The sequence below is a fragment of the Streptomyces sp. NPDC047117 genome, from assembly GCF_040643545.1.
In the GTDB taxonomy this organism is placed as follows: Bacteria; Actinomycetota; Actinomycetes; order Streptomycetales; family Streptomycetaceae; genus Streptomyces.
The window spans coordinates 163980-185288 of record NZ_JBEYUN010000018.1 but is presented as its reverse complement, the minus strand read 5'-3'; the positions used below and the strand labels follow the sequence as shown (position 1 = coordinate 185288).

Sequence of the window (21309 nt, the reverse complement as noted above, 5' to 3'; positions counted from 1 at the left end):
ACCTCGACCACGGAGGTCAGCTGCGCCTGGCCGTGCAGGGCCTTCATCATGTTGTCGCCGATGACCTTGCGCATCCGCGGCATCTTGACGGTCTGACCACGCAGCGTCCGCCCGTCCGGGGAGGGGGCCGACGGCGTGGCGGCGGGCGCGGTGCCCGCGTCCACCGTGTGCGTCTCCGCCGCGGCGAGCACGTCCTGTTTACGGATGCGGCCACCGACGCCGGTGCCCTGCACCGTGGTCAGGTCCACACCGCTCTCCCGGGCCAGCTTGCGGACGAGTGGCGTCACGTACGCACCGTCGGACTCACCAACGGGGGCGGGCGGCGCGGCCGGGGCGGAAGCCGGCGCCGGGGCCGGGGCGGGGGCCGGAGCGGGGGCCGGGACCGGCTCGGAGGCCGGCGCCGCGGCGGCGGGCTCAGGCGCGGCGGCCGGGGCGGCCGGGGTGTCACCCTTCTCGCCGATCACCGCGAGCCTGCCACCGACCTCTGCCGTCTCGTCCTCGCCCACCACGATCTCCAGCAAAGTGCCGGAGGCCGGGGCGGGGATCTCGGTGTCGACCTTGTCCGTCGACACCTCCAGCAGCGGTTCCTCGGCCTCGACCGGCTCGCCGACCTCCTTCAGCCAGCGGGTGACGATGCCTTCGGTGACCGACTCGCCCAGTGCGGGCAGCACGACGTCCGTGCTCACGGTCAGCCCTCCAGCCCGTAGCGCGTGGTGGCCTGTCGTACGACCTCCGGCTTGACGTCACCGCGGCGGGCCAGCGTGGCCAGCACCTTCACGGCGATGGACTGGGCGTCCACCCCGAAGTACCGGCGGACGTTCTCCCGGCTGTCGGAGAGGCCGAAGCCGTCCGTGCCGATGGAGATCCACTCCTGCTCGACCCAGGGGGCGATCTGGTCGGGCACGGCCCGCATCCAGTCGCTGACCGCGACCACGGGGCCGGGCGCGCCGTCCAGCGCGCGGGTCACGTACGGAATCCGGTCGTCGCCGCGCAGCCGTGCGGCGTCGCACTCCAGGGCGTCCCGGCGCAGCTCCGTCCAGGACGGCGCCGACCATACATCGGCGGCCACGCCCCAGTCCTCGGCGAGCAGTTTCTGGGCTTCGAGCACCCAGTGGATGGCCGTGCCGGAGGCCAGCAGCTGGAGCTTCGGCGCGTCGGAGGGAACCCCCGCCGCTTCCTTGTACCGGTAGAGACCGCGCAGGATGCCCTGCTCGTCCAGGCCCTCGGGCATGGGCGGCTGGACCTTGGTCTCGTTGTAGACCGTGAGGTAGTAGAAGACGTTCTCGCCGCCGGGGTGCTCGGCCGTCTCGCCGTACATGCGGCGCAGGCCGTCCTTGACGATCACCGCGACCTCGTAGGCGAAGGCGGGGTCGTAGGAGACGGCGGCCGGGTTGGTGGAGGCGATGAGGTGGGAGTGGCCGTCGGCGTGCTGGAGGCCCTCACCGGTCATCGTCGTACGGCCGGCGGTCGCGCCGATGACGAAACCGCGGCCGAGCTGGTCGCCCAGGGCCCAGAACTGGTCGGCGGTCCGCTGCCATCCGAACATCGAGTAGAAGATGTAGAACGGGATCATCGGCTCGCCGTGCGTCGCGTACGAGGTCGCGGCGGCGGTCAGCGAGGCGAGCGAACCGGCTTCGGTGATGCCCTCGTTGAGGATCTGACCGTTCTTGGCTTCCTTGTAGTACAGGAGCTGATCGCGGTCGACCGGGTCGTAGGTCTGGCCGAGCGGCGAGTAGATCCCGGCGGACGGGAAGAGCGACTCCATGCCGAAGGTCCGGGCCTCGTCGGGGACGACGGGGACCCAGCGCTTGCCGGTCTCCTTGTCCCGCATCAGCTCCTTGACCAGGCGGACGAACGCCATCGTCGTGGCGATCTCCTGGGTGCCCGAGCCCTTCTTCAGCGCGTCGAACGGCTTGTCGGCGGGCATCGGAAGCGGTTTCGCGGTGACCTTGCGGGCCGGGGCCGGCCCGCCCAGCGCGGCGCGCCGCTCCTTCAGGTACGCGACCTCGGGCGAGTCCGCGCCCGGGTGCGCGTACGGCACCAGTTCGTCGTTCAACCTGCTGTCGGGGATGGGGAGTTCGAGCAGGTCGCGCATGGCGCGGAATTCCTTGCCCGACAGCTTCTTCATCTGGTGGTTGGCGTTGCGCGATTCGAACCCAGGGCCGAGCGTCCAGCCCTTGACGGTCTGCGCCAGGATGACGGTCGGCGCGCCCTTGTGCTCGACGGCGGCCTTGTACGCGGCGTAGACCTTGCGGGGCTCGTGGCCGGCGCGCGAGGTGCCGACGATCTCCTCCAGCCGGGCGTCGGTGAGCTGCTGTCCCAGGCGGGCCAGCTCCGGCCGGTCGCCGAGGAAGTGCTCGCGGATGTACGCGCCGTCGCGGGCCGCGAAGGTCTGGAACTGACCGTCGGGGATGCTGCCGAGGTGGCGTACGAGGGCGCCGTCCACGTCCTGTCCGAGCAGGTCGTCCCAGGCCTGGCCCCACAGCGATTTGACGACGTTCCAGCCGGCGGCGCGGAACTGCCGCTCCAGCTCCTGCACGATCTTGAAGTTGCCGCGGACGGGGCCGTCCAGGCGCTGCAGGTTGCAGTTGATGACGAAGGTCAGGTTGTCCAGGCCCTCGCGCGCCGCCAGGGCGAGCGCCGCGGTGGACTCCGGCTCGTCCATCTCACCGTCGCCGAGGAAGGCCCAGACGTGGGAGTGCGAGGTGTCCTTGATCCCGCGGTGCTCCAGGTAGCGGTTGAAGCGCGCCTGGTAGATCGCCGAGAGCGGGCCCAGGCCCATCGAGACGGTGGGGAACTCCCACAGCCAGGGCAGCCGCCGCGGGTGCGGGTAGGAGGGCAGGCCCTCGCCACCGGCCTCCTGCCGGAAGCGGTCCAACTGCTCCTCGGTCAGTCGGCCTTCGAGGAACGCGCGGGCGTAGACGCCGGGTGACGCATGCCCCTGGACGTACAGCTGGTCACCGCTGCCGTCCGCCTCTTTGCCGCGGAAGAAGTGCTGGTACCCGACCTCGTAGAGCCAGGCCGCCGAGGCGAAGGTGGCCATGTGGCCGCCGAGGCCGCCGCGCTGGTTGCCGCGGGTGACCATCGCCGCCGCGTTCCAGCGGTTCCAGGCGGTGATCCGCGCCTCCATCGCCTCGTCGCCCGGGAACTCCGGCTCGGCTGCGGTCGGAATGGTGTTGATGTACGGCGTCTCCAGGAGCGGGGGGAGGCCGACCCCGGTGCTTTCGGCGTGCTCCGCGACGCGGCGCAGCAGGTAGGCGGCCCGGTGCGGCCCACCGGCGCGGGCGGCGCCGTCCAGCGATTCGCGCCATTCGGCGACCTCGGACGGGTCGCTGTCGGGCAGTTGGTCGAGCTGGGACACGGTGATCCCCTTTCACGTTCCTGGGTGAGGAACCGGAGGTGCCGCGCGCTTCTGCGGCACCTCCGGTGGTCGGGCGGACGACCGGCGATGCGGGTGGACCGGTCGAAACGGCCTCAACTGATGTCACCTTGCGGCAACTTCCGGACTGCGGAACCATGGTTCCGCTCAACAAAAAGTAGAGACTCGCGAACGCCAGGGTCAACCATTACCGAGCAGTAATGATTGATGATCGATCATTTTTACCTGTACGGAGCCTCCTCCCCCGGCCGCGCCCCGGGGCCGGGGGTCAGCCCGCTGCGCGCTTGAGCAACTCCTCGTACGCGCTCGGATCATCGCTGGTGACCTGCGGAAACCCGGTGCCGTACGCGCCGTGCCAGCGTGCGGTGACCCCCGGGTTGGGGTGGTCGGAGCCGTCCGGCAGGTAGAGGTGCGGACTGCACTTCACCTCGTGCTCCTTGGCGCAGCGGAAGTCCTCGGTCACCGTCCGCCGGGCCCGGCCGTCGTCCAGACCTGCGGCGATGGCCTCGGCGTCGACGCCTTCGGTCTCCTCGGCGACGGCGACGACCACGGCCCGCGCGCCGATCGATCGGCTCTCCGCCCAGAACGCCCGGCGCAGCGCCAGGTCGAGGCGCTCGGACGCCTCCAGGCCCTGCTCCTTGGCGACCTGGACGGCTTCCAGCGCGGGCATCGAGGTCGAGGGGAACTTCCAGTCGGGGGCGCGCCAGAGCTGCCAGCCGGCGTCCGGCTCGATGTGTGCGATGCCCCCGACCTCGGAGTCGGTTCCGGGGCGCGGGCTGGGCCCGTTGTTGAACAACTCCAGCGGGAAGGCCCGGTGGTTGAAGCGCACGCGGCCCTCCAGGCCGAGGCGCCGACGGGTGGCGTGCAGGCGGTGGATCCCCACGTGCGCGAACGAACACCAGATGTCGGAGAAGACGGTGACGACACCGGGTTCGGTCTGCGTACGGGGGTGGGGCGTGCCGGTCATGGGGCTCCGATCGGTTTGTTGGCGTAATCCAGGACATGCAGCTGCACCAGGCGCCCCGCGTAGGGGTCCTGCCGGCGGAAGGCCTGCACTATGGCCTCGTGATCGGCCGCGTTCTCGTGCAGTCCGGTGCGCAGCCACTTCAGGGACAGTCGCGTCCACAGCTCGATGGCCAGCGACTCCCAGTTGCGGAACAGTACGTGGTTCCCGGCGGCCCGGACGATCTCCCGGTGGAACTCGACGCCGTGCGTGATCTGGGCATCGGTGTTGCCCTCCCGGGCCGCTTGATGCATCCGTTCCAGGTGCGGTTCCAGCGTCGACACATCGCCGGCGAGCCGCGGTACCGCCAGCTCGGCGGCCAGCCGTTCCAGTGCGGCGCGTACGGGATAGACCTCGCTGAGCTGGTCGGGGGTCAATTCCCGTACCCGCACGCCCTTTCCGGGCGTGGACTCGATCAACTGCATCGCCTGGAGGTCGCGCAGCGCTTCACGGACCGGCGCCTGGCTGACGCCGAGTTCCTGTGCCACCCGCCGCTCGATGATGCGGTCCCCCGGTTCCCACCGCCCGTCCAGGAGCTGCTGCAGCAGGTGGCGCCGCACCTGTTCGCTGAGGGGCACGCGGGCCACCGGGACGACGCTGTGCGGTGGTTCGGGGGTGCTGGTACCGACCATGGACGAATCTCCGGGAGCTCTTGAGCGTTGATCGATCATCGATTAACGTACGGCATCAGGTGGTCACACCGCATCAGTTCTGCGTGCTTCCCAGGGAAGCCGATGCGTCTCACGCCGGGTGCGGGCCCGGCAGCGCCACACGACGCGCGCTCTCCGCGTCGTTCGATCACCTTTTCCCGATATTTCCCTTCGCCTGCGGACCGGCCCGATCGATCGATCAGATCCGCCCTGTCCGCACGCGCTGCTTCCTTCAAGGAGCCCTGTGCCCGAGCAGCTTCTCGACCTCACCCAGCACGAGATCCAGGCACTCAAGACCCGGTTCAACCTCGCCGACGCCCACACCCACCAACAGCAGTCGCCCGGCCAGCGGGAGATCGTCGCCGCGCTCCCGGCCCTGTGGTACGAGGCGGAGGAGACCCGGCAGGCCGATCTGGAAGACCGCTTCAAGGAGGTCTTCTTCCGGCTGCACGGCCAGAACAGCGTGCGCGCCGACACGACGATGCTGTCGTACGCGGCGTCCATCTCCACCCTCGTCGCGGGCATGTACCTGCGCCGCCACGACATCAGCGTCAGCCTCGTCGAACCGTGCTTCGACAACCTCCCCGACGTCCTCCGCAACGTCGGCGTCCAGCCGGTGCCCGTCCCCGAGGACGCGCTGCACGACGCCGACCGCATCTACGAGCGGCTCGCCGAGTCCGTCACCACCGACGCGCTCTTCCTCGTCGACCCCAACAACCCGACCGGCTTCTCGCTGCTCTCGCACGGCCGCAAGGGCTTCGAAGAGGTCATCCGCTACTGCGTCGACCACGACAAACTCTTCGTCGTCGACCTGTGCTTCGCCGCGTTCGCCCTCGCCGACCCGCGCTTCGGCCGCTTCGACCTCTACGAGCTGCTGGACTCCTCCGGCGTGCGGTACATCGCGCTGGAGGACACCGGCAAGACCTGGCCGCTCCAGGACGCCAAGTGCGCGCTGCTCACCTGCAGCCGCGACCTGTACGAGGACGTCTACAACATCCACACCAGCGTGCTGCTGGACGTCTCCCCCTTCGTCCTCAACTTCCTCGCCCGCTACGTCGAGGACTCCATCGAGGACGGCATGGCCTCGGTCCGCGACGTGATCACCCGTAACCGGGAGACCGCCCTCAAGACCCTCGACGGCAGCCTCCTCGAACACATCGAGCCGGCCGTCAACGTCAGCGTCGCCTGGTTCCGCATCCGCGACGAGCAGGTCAAGGCCACCGAACTCCAGGAACACCTCGCCGCGTACGAGGTGTACGTCCTCCCCGGCACCTACTTCTTCTGGAACGAGCCGGAGCGCGGCGAGCGGTACGTCCGCCTCGCGCTGGCCCGCGACCCGCAGGAGTTCAAGGCGTCGGTGTCCCGGCTGCGCGAAGGGGTGGACTCCTATGGCGGGTGACCTCTACGTCGACGCCTCCCTGTTCATGGGAATGCACAGCACCGACCCGGCGGTGCGGGCCTCGTGCGCGGCCTTCTTCGCGGCACACCTGGAGCGGCCGCTGGTGATGACGTACGAGGAAGTGGGCCGCTGCGACGACGTCGTGTGGGGGTACCCGCGCGCCGCGCAGGACGCGTACTACCCGTTCATGGACCTGCTGCACTCGGTGATGCCGGTCCGCCGCCGCGCCTACACCGCCGACGACTGGCTGGCCTTCGACCAATTACCCTCCCCCGCCGCCGCGTTGTCGCTGCGGGAGCGGATGCTGCTGGCCTCGGTCTCGGCCACCTGCGGGGAGCTGGTCACGGTCAACCCGCGGCTGCTCTCCCTGACATCGCTCGGCCTGCCGGTCCGCCGGCCCGACCCGGCCGACGGTCCGGCGCGCTTCGCCGACGGGACGGGCACCCTCGACAAGCTCTACGACATCTCCCTGGAACTGGTGGTGGACCATGCCGCAGTCTGAACCGCAGCCCGACCGTTCGGCGCGGGTCGACCGGCTCAAGCAGCTGCGCGGGACCGTCGTCCCGCTGGTGACCCCGGTCAACGAGCGCCGGCAGGTGTGCGAGGAGAGCACCGTCCGGCTGATCGAGTCCCTGCGGGACGGTGTCACCGGCTTCATGCCGGCGCTCAGCACCGGCGAGGGCTGGCGCCTGTCGCTCAAGCAGTGGATCGACATCGTGCACCTCACCGTGACGCACGCGGCCGGCGCCCCGGTGCTGGCGGGCGTCGAGATCGGCCGTACCGCCGGGATCCTCGCCCGCGCCGGGCTCGCCGCGGAGCTGGGGGCCGACGCGATCGTCGTGCCGCCGCCCTTCCCCGCCGCCGACGTGCCGCCCGTCTCCCTCCTGGAGCACTTCCGGGTCATCGTCGAAAAGAGTCCGCTGCCGGTCTTCGTGTATCACGAGAACGCCATCTCCAAGGCGCCGCTGGACGTGGACGCGCTGCGCGAGGTGTGCGCGCTGCCGGGCGTCGTGGGCGTGAAGGAGTCCAGCGGCTCGGCGGAGTTCACCCGCGAGCTGCTCGCCAAGGGCACGGACGTACCGGTCTTCCAGGGCTGGGAGCACCTGATCGCCGACGCCCCCGGCGTGCACGGCTTCGTCGGGCCGCTGGCCAACCTCGAACCGGCCGCGTGCAACGCCGCGCTGGACGGCTTCTCGCGGGAGGCCCAGGCACGCATCGACGTGCTCTCCAAGGAGTACGAGCTGCTGGCGGACGACTGGTACCTGCACGTGAAGACCGAACTGGTCCGGCGCGGTGTCATCGGCACCGCGCTCGCGGCCGGCTGACCGGAGCCGACCGGCGCGGCCGGGCCGGCCCCCGACGGGCGGGCCCGGCCGCGCCACCACCACAGGAGTCACGAGTGACCACGACCACGACACGTACGGCCGGCAGCCGGCTGTTCGAGCTGAACCGCACCATTCACACCCCCGACGAGCTGCGCGAACTCCATGAGCTGGAGCAGCGGCTGATCGTCGCCCGCGCCGACGAGATCGAGGCGACGGCACCGGACATGCCCGACCGGGCCACCCTGAGCCGGCACATGAAAGAGCTGCTGGCCGCCGAGGAGGCGGACCCGCCGCCCTTCGAGCGGGTACTGGCCGAGGACCTGACCCGGGAGCAGTTCAAGGAGGTCGTCGCCCAGTTCGCCGTGGACGGGCTGACCGAGTCCGAGTCCTTCCTGCCCATCGTGTGGCGGCTGCCGAAGAAGGCCAAGATGGCGATCTTCCGGGTGCTGGTGGACGAGTTCGGGTGCGGCAACCTGGACCAGGCGCACTTCAACATCTACCGCGAGCTGATGCTCGAACTCGGCATGTCGGTCGAGGTCGACGACTACCTCGACACGACGAACGAGGAGACGTTCGCCTTCGTCAACGCCTTCTTCTGGGCCGCGGCGCGCGCCCCGCACCCCGAATACTTCCTCGGCACGCTGTGCTACCTGGAGTGCAGCATCCTGTACGCCTTCAAGCCGTTCGCCGCGGCGGCCGAGCGGCTGGGGCTCACCGGCGCCCGTTACTACACCGAGCACCTGCACATCGACCACTTCCACGCCAAGGAGCTCCAGGTCGCGATCCGCGAGCTGGACGCCGAGGCGGAGCTGCACCCGGTCAAGGTGTGGACCGGCTTCAAGCTCGCCAGCGAGGTCATCGGCGGCGCCACCGAGGCGGCCGTCGCCTCCGCAGTGAAGGTGGCCTGAATGCCCGGACCGACACCGCGGACCTCGGTCGAGCAGATCTCCGAGGACCGCCTGCGCGTGACGGTCGGCGACCGCGCGTTCGAGGTGGGCGCCTTCTGCCCGCACCGCCGCGGCCTCCTCGCCCACGGCTATGTGAACGCCGCCCGCCTGCGGATCACCTGCCCGCTGCACCACTCCAGCTACTCCCTGGAGACGGGCGAGGCGATCACCGGCCCGACCTCCGACGCCCTGTGCGTCCGGGAGCTCTCCGCGGCGGAGCCCGCGCCCGCCGAAGGCTGACGTACCCGGTGCGGCGGACCGCGGCCGAGCGGTCCGCCGCACCGTTTCCCCTCCCCTTTTTCGCCCTGACAGGAGCCCTCCGAAGTGTCGTACGAGCAGCGGCTGGACCGCGTCGACCTGGGGGAGGTCCCGTACGCCGAGGCGATGGAAGCCATGCGGGGCTGGGTCGAGGAGCGGCGGGCCGGCCACGCCCGCGACCGGCTCTTCCTGCTGACGCACCCGCCCGTCATCACCTACGGCTCCCGGACCCCGGCAGCGGAGCTGCCGCGCGCCGACTCCCCGATCCCGCTGGTCGAGGTCGACCGGGGCGGGCAGGCGACGTACCACGGCCCCGGCCAGCTGATCGGCTACCTGGTGCTGAACCTGCGCGAGCGCGGCCCCGGCGACATCGTCCGCTGGCTGGAGAACGGGCTGATCAGCGCCCTGGACTCGCTGGGCTTCGCGACGGTGCGCCGTGACACACCGCCCGGCGCGCAGAGCCTGGTCGGTGTGTGGACGCCGGACCACGACAAGCTGGTGTCCATCGGGATGCGCATCCGCGGCGGCGTGACGAGCCATGGCTTCGCCCTCAACATCGCTTCCGATCTGGACGAGTTCACCCGGTTCACCGCATGCGGACTGCCCGAGGTGGCGATGACCTCGCTGGCGGAGATGGCCGCTGCGCAGGGCCGGACGGCACCGGGCGAGGACGAGGTACGGGACGCGGTGGCCCGGGCGCTCGGCGTCCCGCGGTGACCTGCGGTCGTACGAGCGCTCGGCACTGGGCAGTGCCCCGCGGTCCGTACGGCCGTCTCACCTGCTGAAACACTTGTCTCAACGGCTTGAACCGGGCGGGGTGCCCGACGCAGAATGCCAGGCATGACTGCTGCTGCCGACCTCCTCGTGGGACGCCTCCACGTCGATCTGTGTCGCCAGTCCAGCGCCAACTGTCGCGTCTGACGCGCTTTCCGGCCGCGGACCCCTGGCTCACCGGGGCCGTGCTGCCGCGTTTCTCCCTCGTTTCCCGCACCCGGCGGCGCGCTGTCGCCGCTCCCCCGCGGCGCCTCGTCATGCCTTCCGCGGCACCTCGTCACGTACCTCGCCGGGCCACCGTGCCCTGCTCGGGGCGTGACCCGCCGCCCTTCCCCGGAGTCCTCATGTCTGCTCTGACATTCCATTGGTTCCTGCCCACGACCGGTGACAGCCGGCACATCGTCGGCGGCGGCCACGGTTCGCAGCCCGGCACCGCCGGCGGCGACCGCCCCGCCTCGATCGAGTACCTGGGCCAGATCGCCCGGACCGCCGAGCAGCTCGGCTTCGTGGGGGCGCTGACGCCGACGGGTGCATGGTGCGAGGACGCCTGGCTGACGACGGCGATGCTCACCCAGGTCACCGAGCGGCTGAAATTCCTGGTCGCCTTCCGGCCCGGCCAGATCAGCCCGACGCTGTCGGCGCAGATGGCGGCGACGTACCAGCGGCAGTCGCACGGCCGGCTGCTGCTCAACGTCGTGACCGGCGGCGAGTCGGCGGAGCAGCGCGCCTACGGCGACTTCCTCGACAAGGACCAGCGGTACGCACGCACCGGCGAGTTCCTGGACATCGTGCGGCGACTGTGGGACGGGGAGACGGTCGACCACCACGGCGAGCACCTGCGAGTGGAGGGCGCGAAGCTGAACCGGCTGCCCGACCCGGTGCCGCAGGTCTACTTCGGCGGCTCCTCGCCCGCGGCCGGCGAGGTGGCGGCGCGGTACACCGATGTGTACCTGACCTGGGGCGAGCCGCCGCAGCAGGTGAAGCAGAAGATCGACTGGGTGCGTTCGCTGGCCGCCGCGCAGGGCCGCGAAGTGCGGTTCGGCATCCGGCTGCACACCATCAGCCGGGACACCTCGGAGCAGGCGTGGGCCGAGGCCGAGCGGCTGCTGAAGGGCATGGACCCGGAGCGCATCAAGGCGGTGCAGCAGGGGCTGGCGACGAGCGAGTCCGAAGGCCAGCGCCGGATGCGCGAACTGCACGGCAGCGGGTCCACCGACAAGCTGGAGATCTACCCCAACCTGTGGGCCGGCGTCGGGCTGGTCCGCGGCGGCGCCGGCACGGCACTGGTGGGCAGCCACTCCGAGGTCGCCAACCTGATCGAGGAGTACGCCCGGCTCGGCATCGAGGAGTTCGTGCTCTCCGGTGTGCCGCACCTGGAGGAGGCGTACTGGTTCGGCGAGGGCGTGCTGCCGCTGCTGGAGAAGCGCGGTCTGTGGCAGCACCCGGCCGGCCCGCGCACGGCCGAGGCGGGCATCGTCCCGTTCGCCGGCCGATGAGCCCCGCGTCCGCGTCCGCGCAGGCGCCACCGCACTCCCCCGAAAGGCAGGTCGAGGCCCCGGCCTCGCGGCTGCGGACGGTGGTGCTCGCCAGCCTGCTGGGCACCACCGTCGAGTGGTACGACTTCTTCCTGTACGCCACGGCTGCCGGACTGGTCTTCGACAAGCTGTTCTTCCCGGTGGCGAACGGCACGGTCGGCACCATGCTGTCGTTCGCGACGTTCGCCGTCGGGTTCGTCGCCCGTCCCGTGGGCGGCCTGCTCTTCGGGCACGTCGGCGACCGGATCGGCCGCAAGCGGACCCTCGCCTTCACCATGGGCCTGATGGGCGTCTCCACCTCGCTCATCGGCCTGCTGCCCACCTATCAGCAGGTCGGCATCCTCGCCCCCGCACTGCTCCTGGTCCTCCGGGTCGCACAGGGCGTGGCGCTGGGCGGCGAGTGGGCGGGGGCCGTGCTGCTGGCCGTCGAGTACGGGCCCGAGGGCCGCAAGGGACGGTTCGGCAGCTATCCGCAGATCGGGCTGGCGCTCGGCCTGGCGCTGGGCACCGGGGTGTTCGCGCTCCTCAACAACGTGCTCAGCGACGCGGCGTTCCTCGGGTACGGCTGGCGGGTCGCCTTCCTGATCAGCCTGGTGCTGGTCGGCGTCGGGCTGGCCGTCCGGCTGAAGATCGACGAGACCCCGGCGTTCCGCGCGGTGCGCCGGCTGCAGGAACTGCCGCGCTCGGCGCCGCTGGTGGAGGTGGTGCGCGAGAAGGCCGCCCGCCGGCACGTGCTGCTCGGCATGCTGGCGCGGTGGGGCGAGGGCGCCGCCTTCAACACCTGGGGCGTCTTCGCCCTCACCTACGCGACGGGGACGCTGGCGCTGGACCGTACGGCGGTGCTGCTCGCGGTGACGGCCGCGGCTCTGGTGATGGCCGTACTGATTCCGGTGTCCGGAGCGGCGGTCGACCGGCTGGGCGCGCGCCGTGTCTACCTCGTCGGCATGGGTGCCTTCGCCGTCTCGGTGTTCCCGGCGTTCTGGCTCTTCGGCACGGGCGGGACATGGGCCTTCGCGGTGGCGCTCCTGGTCACCCTCGGCCTCGTGCACGCCTCGTTCTACGGGGCCCAGGGCACGCTGTTCGCGGCCCTGTTCGCCACTCCGGTGCGGTACACGGGCATGTCCTTCGTCTACCAGATGTCCGGCATCTTCGCGTCCGGCATCACCCCCCTGATCATGACGGCGCTGCTGGCCCTGGGCTCGGGCACCCCCTGGCTCGCCTGCGGCTATCTGGCGCTGACGGGGCTGGTGAGCATGTGGGCGACCAGCCGGCTGCGGGAGCCGGAGCTGCACATCCCGACGGGGCGGGCGCTCGCCGCCGGTTAGCCGCCGGCGGTACCGGGACGGCCGGCACGCACAGGTCGGGGACGCGACCTGCGCTGCCGGTCGTCTCAGGCTGCCGCCATTGCCGCGTCCATGCGGTACTTCCGTACGTAGGCGGTGCAGAGTTCCATGACGACCTTGGTGATGATCACCTCGGCGATGGCGAGGCCGGCCTTCGCCAGCACCGCGCAGAGCAACTCTCCCACCGAGATCACACTCCTGTTCGATTCTGTCCGCGCGGCTCCCCGGACGGGGCCGCGTCGGCCACTCCCTCTTCCTTGCCCTGTCGAGGTGACGGAAGGGTGACTTTCGGCGAACACACAGTGACGCTCGGGTGAACTGATGTTCGGACGATCAGCGGTCCCGCGGCCCCCGCCGTCGCATGCCGGCGCGGCACACCGCACACTGGAGGCCGGCGGCCGACCGGCCCGCACCCGCACCGCCCGTAAGGAGCCCGTCCCCCATGGCCGTGGACGCACTCGACGCCCGGATCCTCCGGCTGCTGCTCGAACAGCCGCGGACGAGCGTGCGCGAGTACGCACGCATCCTCGGCGTCGCCCGCGGCACGGTGCAGGCGCGCCTGGACCGGCTGGAGCGGGACGAGGTGATCACCGCGTACGGACCGCGGCTCTCCCCCGCGGCGCTCGGCCACCCCGTCACCGCCTTCGCGCACATCGAGGTCACCCAGGGCCACCTGGAAGAGGTCGCGGCGCTGCTGGCCGAGGTGCCGCAGATCATCGAGGCGTTCTCGACGACGGGCGGCGGCGACCTGCTGGCCAAGGTGGTGGCGCGCGACGCGGCCCACCTGGAGGACGTGATCCAGCGACTGATCAACATGCCGGGAGTGGTACGGACCCGCACGGAGGTGGCACTCCGCGAGCGCGTGCCGCACCGGCTGCTGCCGCTCGTGGAGGACGTGGGCGGGGCTGCGGCGGCGCGCTGACCGCGCGCTTGGCATGCTGGGGGCATGAGCACCGACCCCTCCCGCACCCCCGTCGTCTTCGACCTCGACGGCACCCTCGTCGACAGTGAACCCAACTACTACGAAGCCGGACGGCGGCTGCTGGCCCGGTACGGGGTCACCGACTTCACCTGGGAACACCACACCCGGTTCATCGGCATCGGGACGCGCGAGACGCTGGAGATCCTCAAGAAGGAGTACGGGATCGAGGCGCCGGTGTCGGAGCTGCTGGCCGGGAAGAACGAGATCTACCTGGAGCTGGCCGGGGCGAACACCGAGGTCTTCCCGGAGATGCGCGCTTTCGTGGAACAGCTGCACGCGGCCGGACACCCGCTCGCGGTGGCGTCCGGATCGTCGCGGGCCGCGATCGACGCCGTGCTGAAGGGCACGGACCTGGACACTTGGCTCTCCACGCGGGTGTCGGCCGAGGAGGTGGAGCGCGGCAAGCCCGCGCCCGACGTCTTCCTGGAGGCGGCCCGGCGGCTGGCGGTGGCGCCGGAGAGCTGCGTGGTGCTGGAGGACGCCCCGCCCGGCGCCGAGGCCGCGCGCCGCGCCGGCATGGGCTGCATCGCGATCCCCTACGTGGCGGAGACCGCGGAAGACCCGGCGTTCGAGGGCGCCGGGCTCCTCTTCAGCGGCGGTCAGCGGGAGTTCACGGCGCAGGCCGCGTACGCCTGGCTCGCGCGGCGAGCTCCGTCTTCCTGATCTTGCCGGTGGCGGTGAGCGGCAGATCGTCCGTCAGCTCGATGGCGGGCAGCTTGTAAGCGGCCATCGACGCGCCCGCCCACTCCCCCAGCACCTCGGCGGTCAACGTGCTGCCGGGAACGGTACGCACGTACGCGTACGGGCGCTGGCCGCGCCGCTCGTCCGGTACCGCCACGACGGCCACGGCCAGCACGTCCGGATGGCGCCCGAGCAGGGTCTCCACCTCCGTCGGAAAGACACTCATCCCGTTGACCTTGATCATGTCCTTGTCGCGCCCGAGGTAGACCAGACAGCCCTCCTCGTCAATGCTGCCGATGTCACCGGTGTGCAGCCAGCCTCCCCCAGTCTCAACTTCGTTCGACCGGGGGGACCCCCACCGCAGCGCCGCCGCGGTGGCCTCGGGCGCGCGCCAGTAGCGGGTCAGCACGGACGGGCCGCGGACCACGATCTCCCCGCGCTCGCCGAGCGGCAGCGGCTCGCCGGTCGCGAAGTCCACGACCATGATGTCCGTGCCGGGCACCGGCAGCCCGCAGAAGGTGGGCTCGCCGAGCAGGTCGCGGTCGCCGTCCTGGAAGCCGAGGGTGGAGGTGTCGCTGGTGTGCGTCTCGGTCATGCCGTACGAGGCCTCGCGCAGCACGCTGTGGCCGCCCACAGCGCGGCGCCAGCGGTCGCGCACCTCCGGGGTGAGCTTGCGGATGAAGGAGACGGTGAGCGGTGCGGTGAAGGCGGAGAGGTCGCGCGAGGCGAGGTCCGGGCGGTCGAGGAGTTCGAGGTAGTTCTCGACTGTGCCGGCCATCGTGGCGACCCGGTACCGTTCCAGCCCGTCCAGGACGGCGGCCGGGTCCCAGCGCGCGAGCAGCACACTCGTACCGCCGGAGACCAGCGGCGCGAGGATGCCCAGGTTCTCCCCCGCGATCCAGAAGATCGGCAGGTAGCAGAGGGAGACGATGCCCTCGGGGGCCGGTTCGAGAGCGCGCCCCGAATCGATGGCGGTGGCCGTGTAGACCATGTGCCGCTGGGTGTGTTCGCAGCCCTTGGGCATGCCGGTGGTGCCGCCGGTGTAGTTGAGGGCGGCGAGCGCGTCCGGATCGTCGGCGATGCTGCCGTGCGGGGCGTGCGCGAGGGCGTCGTGCCAGTCGTCGGTGTCGGCGAGCAGCACCTCGCGCACCGGAGTGTCGGCACGTATCTCCTCGACGGCCGCGGCCAGTTCGGTACGGGAGACGACCAGACAGGCGCCGGAGTCGGCCAGTTCGTGGCGGAGTTCGGCGGCCTTGAACATGGGGTTGACCGGTACGTGGACAGCGCCCAGGCGGAGCACGGCGAGCATCGCGATCAGGAACTGCGGGCAGTTGGGGAGATGCACGCCGACGCGGTCGCCGTTCCCCACCCCGCGCGCGGCCAGCCACCCCGCCAGCCGGTCGGCGGCCTCGTCCAGCTCCCGGTAGGTCGTCTCCCGGCCCTCGAAGACGAGGGCCGTGCGGTCGGGGGCAACGGTCGCCCAGTGGTGCACATGGCCGGGTACGGTCCGCTCGCCGGTCCGCGGCCGGATGCCACCGGCCTGTCGGCCGCTGCGGGCCCGGTCCTGCCGGGTACGGAGATCGGTCAGGTAGTGCTCGATACGCGTCGCGCGGCTCACTGCTACTCCTCCGGTATCGCCTGGTGTCCCTCGTCGTGCGGCGGTGCGCTGCGCTGCCGCGGCGCCGGTCCCCGGACGCCCAGCAGATGCAGGTACATGGCGGTGACCTCACGTACGGCGGACTCGTACGCGGCCGGGTCCTCGGCGACCAGCCGGGCGAACTGCACGCTCATCCCGCCCACCGCGCGGGCCACCGCCGACGGGCCGGTCACGGGCGTCAGCTCACCCGCCTCGGTCAGACGGCGGATGTAGCGGGCGGTGCGACGCGTGGGCCGCTCGCTGATCTCCCGCCACAACTCGTCCAGTTCCGCGTCGCCCTGCGCCTGCTGCTCGATCAGCCGCAGCAGCGGGAGGTGCCCTGCGTACGCCTCGATGAAGGCGGCGGTGGAGTCGTACGCGACCGCGCGCACGTCGTCCGGATCGGTGTCCGGCACCTCCTGGGCGGCGAGGAAGGCATCCCGCACCCGCACGGCGAGCACCCGGAAGATCTCTTCCTTGGACGCGAAGTAGACATAGAAACCGGCCCGGGACAGTTCGGCCTCGGCGGCGATGTCGGCGATGGTGGCGGGGCCGTAACCGCGGCGCGCGAAGACCGCCTCCGCGGCGTCCAGCAGCCGGTGCCGCACGGGCGTATCACTCCGGTCGCGGGCCGTACGGGTCGCCCAGGGCTGGTGCCCACGCGCGGACTGCCGACCGGACTCCCCCGGCCGGTCGGCTTCCCTCGACCGTCCGGACTCCTTCGGCCGGTCGGACTCCCTCGGCCGGTCGCGCTCCGAAGCCTGCCGGGGTGCGGATGCGGACTGCTCTCTGCCTGCCACGCCTCGACCATATTGACGTTGACGCCAATGTCAATGAGCATGACAGCCGCCGTCTCAGCGTGGAGGTGCTCGCTCAATGGGGTCAGCCGTGCTCATCGCCAATCGCGGGGAGATCGCCGTCCGGGTGGCGCGCGCCGCCGCGGCCGGACTGCGCAGCGTCGCGGTGTACGCCGAGGACGACGCGGCATCCCCGCACGTCCGCCTGGCCGACGAGGCGCACCCGCTACCCGGCTCCGGCCCCGCCGCGTACCTCGACGCAACGGCCCTGCTCGCAGTAGCGCAGGCAGCCAACTGTGCATACGTACACCCCGGTTACGGCTTCCTCAGCGAGGACGCCGACTTCGCCCGATCCTGCGCCGAGGCGGGCACGGTCTTCGTCGGCCCCTCGCCCGACGTGCTCGGCCTCTTCGGCGACAAGGCGCGCGCCCGGGACCTCGCACGCTCCCTCGACGTACCGGTACTGCCGGGCACCAGCGGCCCGACCACCCTCGACGAAGCCCGCGCGTTCCTGACCGACGGCCCGGGCGCGGGCGGCCCGGTGATGGTCAAGGCACTGGGCGGGGGCGGCGGCCGGGGCATGCGCATAGTGCGGGACGCCACCGAACTGGCCGAGGCCTGGGAACGCTGCCGCTCGGAGGCCGAACAGGGCTTCGGCCGCGGCGACCTGTACGTCGAGCGCCTGCTCACGGGCGCCCGCCACATCGAAGTACAGGTCATCGGCGACACCACAGGCGCGGTCACCCACGTCTGGGAACGGGACTGCTCGGCGCAGCGCCGCCACCAGAAGCTCATCGAAATAGCCCCCGCGCCCGCGCTGCCGGCATCCATCCGCGACCAACTCCTGCAGTGCGCAACCCGCATGGCCCGCGAGGTGGGCTATGCGGGCGTAGGCACCTTCGAATTCCTCGTCCGGGACGACGAGTTCCACTTCATGGAGGCCAACCCCCGCCTCCAGGTCGAGCACACCGTCACCGAAGAAGTGACGGGCATCGACCTGGTCGACGCGCAGCTGCGGCTGGCGGCCGGCGCCACGCTGGCGGATCTGGGCCTGGCCGACGGCCCGCCCCCGCCCCTCGGCTTCGCCGTACAGGCACGAGTGAACGCCGAGGTCACGACGCGGGACGGAACGGTACGCGGCTCCGCAGGCACCCTCACCCGCTTCGAGGTCCCCACCGGCCCCGGCGTCCGCGTCGACACGGGGGCCTGCGGCGGCCTGACCGTCGGCGCGCGCTACGACCCACTGCTGGCGAAGGTCATCACCCGCGTCCCCACACCGGACTTCACCGCGGCCTGCGAACGAACCCGCCAGGCCCTGGCCGAATTCACCGTGGAGGGCGTACGCACCGGAATCCCCCTGCTCAGGGCGGTGCTGGCCCACCCGGAGTTCGCGGCGGGCAGCACACACACCTCTTGGGTGACCGACCACCTGCCCCACCTGGTCACCGAGGACGACGCCCCGCCGGCCGCGGAGGGCAACGACGACGGAGCGGTCACCGCGCCCATGGCGGGCACCGTCGTCACTCTCGACGCGGCACCGGGCGACACCGTACGGGCAGGACAACAACTGCTCGTCCTCGAAGCGATGAAGATGGAACACGTACTGACAGCGCCGACCGCCGGCACGGTACGCACCGTACGAGTCGCGGTCGGCGACACGGCCTCCGAAGGACAGCCGCTGCTGATCCTGGAACCGTCCGCGTTCGGCACCGCCGACGAGACCACGACCACCAAGGCCGACCCGGACGCCATACGCGCCGACCTGGCCGAGACCCTGGCACGCCACGCAGTCGGCCTGGACGCCCAGCGCCCCGAAGCAGTCGCCAAACGACACGCACTCGGCCGCCGCACCGCACGCGAGAACATCGCCGACCTCTGCGACAAGGGCAGCTTCACGGAGTTCGGCGCACTGGCGATAGCGGCACAACGCCGACGCCGCTCCCTCGACGACCTGATCGCCTCGACCCCGGCCGACGGCATGGTCACCGGCACCGGAACGGTCGACGGCGCGCCGTGCGTGGCGATGTCGTACGACTACACCGTGCTGGCCGGCACGCAGGGCCACAACAACCACCGCAAGACCGACCGCCTGCTGAGCGTGGCCGAACAACGCCGCCTGCCCGTAGTCCTGTTCGCGGAGGGCGGCGGCGGCCGCCCCGGCGACACCGACACCTCCTCCATCGCAGGCCTGGACATCATGACCTTCCACCAGATGGGTCGGCTCAGCGGCTTGGTCCCCCTCATCGGCATCGCCTCCGGCCGCTGCTTCGCGGGCAACGCGGCGCTGCTGGGCTGCTGCGACGTGGTGATCGCGACCCCCGAGGCGTCGATCGGCATGGGCGGCCCGGCGATGATCGAGGGCGGCGGCCTCGGCTCGTACGCCCCCGAGGAGGTCGGCCCCCTCTCCGTTCAGGTGCCCAACGGCGTCGTGGACATCCCCGTCGCGGACGAGGCCGAAGCGGTCCGCACCGCCAAGCGCTACCTCTCCTACTTCCGCGGCCCCACGGACGACTGGCAGGCCCCGGACCCCCGCCTCCTGCGCCACACCATCCCCGAGAACCGCCGCCGCGCGTACCCCGTCCGCCAGGTCATCGACGCCCTGGCCGACACCGACTCGGTCCTCGAACTACGCCCCGGCTTCGGCACGGGCATGGTGACGGCACTCGTCAGGGTGGCGGGCCGCCCTCTCGGCCTCGTCGCCAACAACCCCCAACACCTCGGCGGCGCCATCGACCGCGACGCCGCGGACAAGGCCGCCCGCTTCCTCCAGCTCTGCGACGCCTTCGGCCTGCCGGTCCTCGCCCTCTGCGACACCCCCGGCTTCATGGTCGGCCCCGACGCCGAACGCGACGCGACCGTACGCCACTTCGCCCGTCTCTTCGTCACCGGCGCCAACCTCCGCGTCCCCGTCGTCTCCCTCATCCTCCGCAAGGCGTACGGCCTCGGCGCGATGGCCATGATGGGCGGCTCCACCCGCGCCCCCCTCGCCACCGCCGCCTGGCCGACCGGCGAACTCGGCGGCATGGGCCTGGAAGGCGCAGTCCGCCTCGGCTACCGCAAGGAACTGGAAGCCATCCCCGACCCGGCCGACCGCCAACGCGCCTTCGAATCCCGCGTGGCGGAACTCTACGACCACGGCAAAGCAGTGAACGCGGCCGCCGCCCTGGAACTCGACGCAGTCATCGACCCGGCAACCTCCCGCGACTGGATCACCTCGGCGTTGGCGGGATACCGCGCCGAAGACCTGCCGGAGCGGGGACGGGGGTTTGTGGATACGTGGTGAGGTGACGGCAGGGCCACGGGGGGGGCGGGGCTGCCCTCGGGCGAGCCATCAAGCCACCCCCGATACCGTTCGGGGCGAAGCGGGTCACGCCACCGCCGCCCCCGTCCCGCCCTCCCCCGACGGCGACCGGTGGATCGGCATTCCCGCGCCTGTAAGGGGCACCCCCGTCCCCCCGTGGCGCGTGGCGATTATTTCGGCGGCTATGGAGAGGGCGGTTTCCTCGGGGGTGCGGGCGCCGAGGTCGAGGCCTATGGGGGAATGGAGGCGGGCCAGTTGGGGGGCGGTGACGCCGGCTTCGCGGAGGCGGTGGTTGCGGTCCTCGTGGGTGCGGCGGGAGCCCATGGCGCCGATGAAGGCGGCGGGCATGGTGAGGGCCTCCGCGAGGAGGGGGACGTCGAACTTGGCGTCGTGGGTGAGGACGCAGAGGACCGTACGGTCGTCGGTTCCGGTGCGGCGGAGGTAGCGGTGCGGCCAGTCGATGACGATGTCGTCGGCCTCCGGGAAGCGGGCGCGGGTGGCGAAGACGGGGCGGGCGTCGCAGACGGTCACGTGGTAGCCGAGGAACTTGCCCGCGCGGACGAGGGCCGCGGCGAAGTCGATGGCGCCGAAGACGATCATGCGGGCCGGGGGCACGCTGGACTCGGCGAAGAGGGTCAGGTCGGACTCGCAGTGGGTGCCGCCAGCGGATGCGGTGAAGGCGGCTGTTCGGCCGGTGGCGAGCATGGCTCGGGTCTCCGCCGCCGCTACTTGGTCCAGTTGCGAAGGGCCGCCGAGGCTGCCTTCGTACGAGCCGTCGGGGTGGACCAGGAGTGCAGTGCCGAGGAGGTGGGGTGGGCCCTCGGCCACTCGGACCACGGCGGCTGTCTCGCCGCGGGCTGCGGCCGACAGGGCGGCTGCGAGGGCCGACCTGGACGGGGCGTTCGTGCGTACCGGGGTGACCAGTACTTCGATGACTCCCCCGCAGGTCAGGCCGACGGCGAAGGCGTCCTCGTCGCTGTAGCCGAAGCGTTCGCGCACCGTCGTGCCGTCCTGCAGGGCCTGGGTGCACAGGTCGTACACGGCGCCCTCCACGCAGCCACCGGAGACCGATCCGATGACCGTGCCCTCGCTGTCGACGGCGAGGGCGGCACCGGGGCTGCGCGGTGCGCTGCCGCCGACGGCCACGACGGTGGCGACGGCGAAGTCCCGGCCCTGCTCGACCCACCGGTGCAGTTCGTCGGCGATGTCCAGCATGTCGGTGTCCTCTCTCCTGCTGCTGACTGTGTGGGGTGTGCGGGGGGGGACGGGGACGGGCGATGGGGGGCGGGCCGGGCTCGG

At 71.5% G+C, this 21309-nt stretch carries 20 protein-coding genes; 12 read left to right on the top strand and 8 right to left on the bottom strand.

Translation table 11 applies throughout. The annotated features are described in order from the left end of the window. The 4 genes from ABZ840_RS29845 to ABZ840_RS29830 form a co-directional block, all read right to left on the bottom strand. Positions 1-686, bottom strand: a 686-nt coding sequence (locus ABZ840_RS29845; RefSeq protein ID WP_361564489.1) for a biotin/lipoyl-containing protein, incomplete at its 3' end; no start/stop codon positions are given. Between the two features lie 2 nt (positions 687-688). After that, positions 689-3361 (bottom strand): pyruvate dehydrogenase (acetyl-transferring), homodimeric type, encoded by a 2673-nt coding sequence (gene aceE, locus ABZ840_RS29840; protein ID WP_361564486.1) that lies wholly within the window; start codon positions 3359-3361, stop codon positions 689-691. A 286-nt stretch (positions 3362-3647) separates the two neighbouring features. Beyond that, entirely contained in the window at positions 3648-4346 is a 699-nt protein-coding gene (locus ABZ840_RS29835) for a DsbA family protein (protein WP_361564484.1), read from the bottom strand. Next, positions 4343-5014, bottom strand: a complete 672-nt coding sequence (locus ABZ840_RS29830; protein ID WP_361564481.1) for a GntR family transcriptional regulator — start codon at positions 5012-5014, stop codon at positions 4343-4345. Before ABZ840_RS29830 ends, ABZ840_RS29835 begins: the two co-directional genes overlap by 4 nt. 262 nt (positions 5015-5276) lie before the next feature. Here ABZ840_RS29830 and ABZ840_RS29825 point away from each other — a divergent pair, with 262 nt between their 5' ends. From ABZ840_RS29825 to ABZ840_RS29785, 9 genes are all read left to right on the top strand, one after another. Beyond that, positions 5277-6431, top strand: a complete 1155-nt coding sequence (locus tag ABZ840_RS29825; protein WP_361564479.1) for a pyridoxal phosphate-dependent aminotransferase — start codon at positions 5277-5279, stop codon at positions 6429-6431. Continuing rightward, on the top strand, positions 6421-6933 hold the full coding sequence (locus ABZ840_RS29820; RefSeq protein WP_361564476.1) for a DUF6190 family protein: 513 nt from the start codon (positions 6421-6423) through the stop codon (positions 6931-6933). The genes ABZ840_RS29825 and ABZ840_RS29820 overlap by 11 nt, the downstream gene beginning before the upstream one ends. Continuing rightward, the gene (locus ABZ840_RS29815) at positions 6920-7756 is read left to right on the top strand and encodes a dihydrodipicolinate synthase family protein (protein WP_361564473.1); all 837 of its coding nucleotides are present in this window, start codon (positions 6920-6922) and stop codon (positions 7754-7756) included. The genes ABZ840_RS29820 and ABZ840_RS29815 overlap by 14 nt, the downstream gene beginning before the upstream one ends. A gap of 74 nt (positions 7757-7830) precedes the next feature. Then, positions 7831-8664 carry an iron-containing redox enzyme family protein gene (locus tag ABZ840_RS29810; RefSeq protein WP_361564470.1) on the top strand — a complete coding sequence of 278 codons (834 nt, stop codon included), beginning with the start codon at positions 7831-7833 and terminating at the stop codon, positions 8662-8664. Continuing rightward, positions 8665-8943, top strand: coding sequence for a Rieske 2Fe-2S domain-containing protein (locus ABZ840_RS29805; protein ID WP_361564467.1), 279 nt, complete (start codon positions 8665-8667; stop codon positions 8941-8943). Positions 8944-9027: 84 nt separating this feature from the next. Next, positions 9028-9678, top strand: coding sequence for a lipoyl(octanoyl) transferase LipB (lipB, locus tag ABZ840_RS29800; protein ID WP_361564465.1), 651 nt, complete (start codon positions 9028-9030; stop codon positions 9676-9678). A 114-nt stretch (positions 9679-9792) separates the two neighbouring features. After that, the gene (locus ABZ840_RS29795) at positions 9793-9882 is read left to right on the top strand and encodes a putative leader peptide (RefSeq protein ID WP_361564463.1); all 90 of its coding nucleotides are present in this window, start codon (positions 9793-9795) and stop codon (positions 9880-9882) included. A gap of 197 nt (positions 9883-10079) precedes the next feature. After that, positions 10080-11231, top strand: a complete 1152-nt coding sequence (locus ABZ840_RS29790) for an LLM class flavin-dependent oxidoreductase (RefSeq protein WP_361564460.1) — start codon at positions 10080-10082, stop codon at positions 11229-11231. Further along, the gene (locus ABZ840_RS29785; RefSeq protein ID WP_361564457.1) at positions 11228-12595 is read left to right on the top strand and encodes an MFS transporter; all 1368 of its coding nucleotides are present in this window, start codon (positions 11228-11230) and stop codon (positions 12593-12595) included. The genes ABZ840_RS29790 and ABZ840_RS29785 overlap by 4 nt, the downstream gene beginning before the upstream one ends. 65 nt (positions 12596-12660) lie before the next feature. Here ABZ840_RS29785 and ABZ840_RS29780 read toward each other — a convergent pair whose 3' ends face one another. Further along, entirely contained in the window at positions 12661-12798 is a 138-nt protein-coding gene (locus ABZ840_RS29780) for a hypothetical protein (RefSeq protein ID WP_361564455.1), read from the bottom strand. 257 nt (positions 12799-13055) lie between these two features. Here ABZ840_RS29780 and ABZ840_RS29775 point away from each other — a divergent pair, with 257 nt between their 5' ends. After that, positions 13056-13535, top strand: coding sequence for an Lrp/AsnC family transcriptional regulator (locus ABZ840_RS29775; protein ID WP_361564452.1), 480 nt, complete (start codon positions 13056-13058; stop codon positions 13533-13535). Between the two features lie 24 nt (positions 13536-13559). Next, positions 13560-14258: an HAD family phosphatase gene (locus ABZ840_RS29770; RefSeq protein ID WP_361564449.1), complete on the top strand. Its 699-nt coding sequence runs from the start codon at positions 13560-13562 to the stop codon at positions 14256-14258. Here ABZ840_RS29770 and ABZ840_RS29765 read toward each other — a convergent pair. Together ABZ840_RS29765 and ABZ840_RS29760 are read right to left on the bottom strand one after the other, a co-directional pair. After that, a complete protein-coding gene (locus tag ABZ840_RS29765; RefSeq protein ID WP_361564447.1) occupies positions 14206-15894 on the bottom strand; it encodes an AMP-binding protein in 1689 nt (562 codons plus the stop codon). The genes ABZ840_RS29770 and ABZ840_RS29765 overlap by 53 nt on opposite strands. A gap of 2 nt (positions 15895-15896) precedes the next feature. After that, positions 15897-16712: a helix-turn-helix domain-containing protein gene (locus ABZ840_RS29760; RefSeq protein ID WP_361564444.1), complete on the bottom strand. Its 816-nt coding sequence runs from the start codon at positions 16710-16712 to the stop codon at positions 15897-15899. A 76-nt stretch (positions 16713-16788) separates the two neighbouring features. Here ABZ840_RS29760 and ABZ840_RS29755 point away from each other — a divergent pair, with 76 nt between their 5' ends. Next, entirely contained in the window at positions 16789-19992 is a 3204-nt protein-coding gene (locus ABZ840_RS29755) for a carboxyl transferase domain-containing protein (RefSeq protein WP_361564442.1), read from the top strand. An 84-nt stretch (positions 19993-20076) separates the two neighbouring features. On the opposite strand, the gene ABZ840_RS29750 is transcribed toward ABZ840_RS29755, so the two are convergent. Beyond that, on the bottom strand, positions 20077-21225 hold the full coding sequence (locus tag ABZ840_RS29750) for an XdhC/CoxI family protein (protein ID WP_361564441.1): 1149 nt from the start codon (positions 21223-21225) through the stop codon (positions 20077-20079). Positions 21226-21309: the final 84 nt, after the last annotated feature.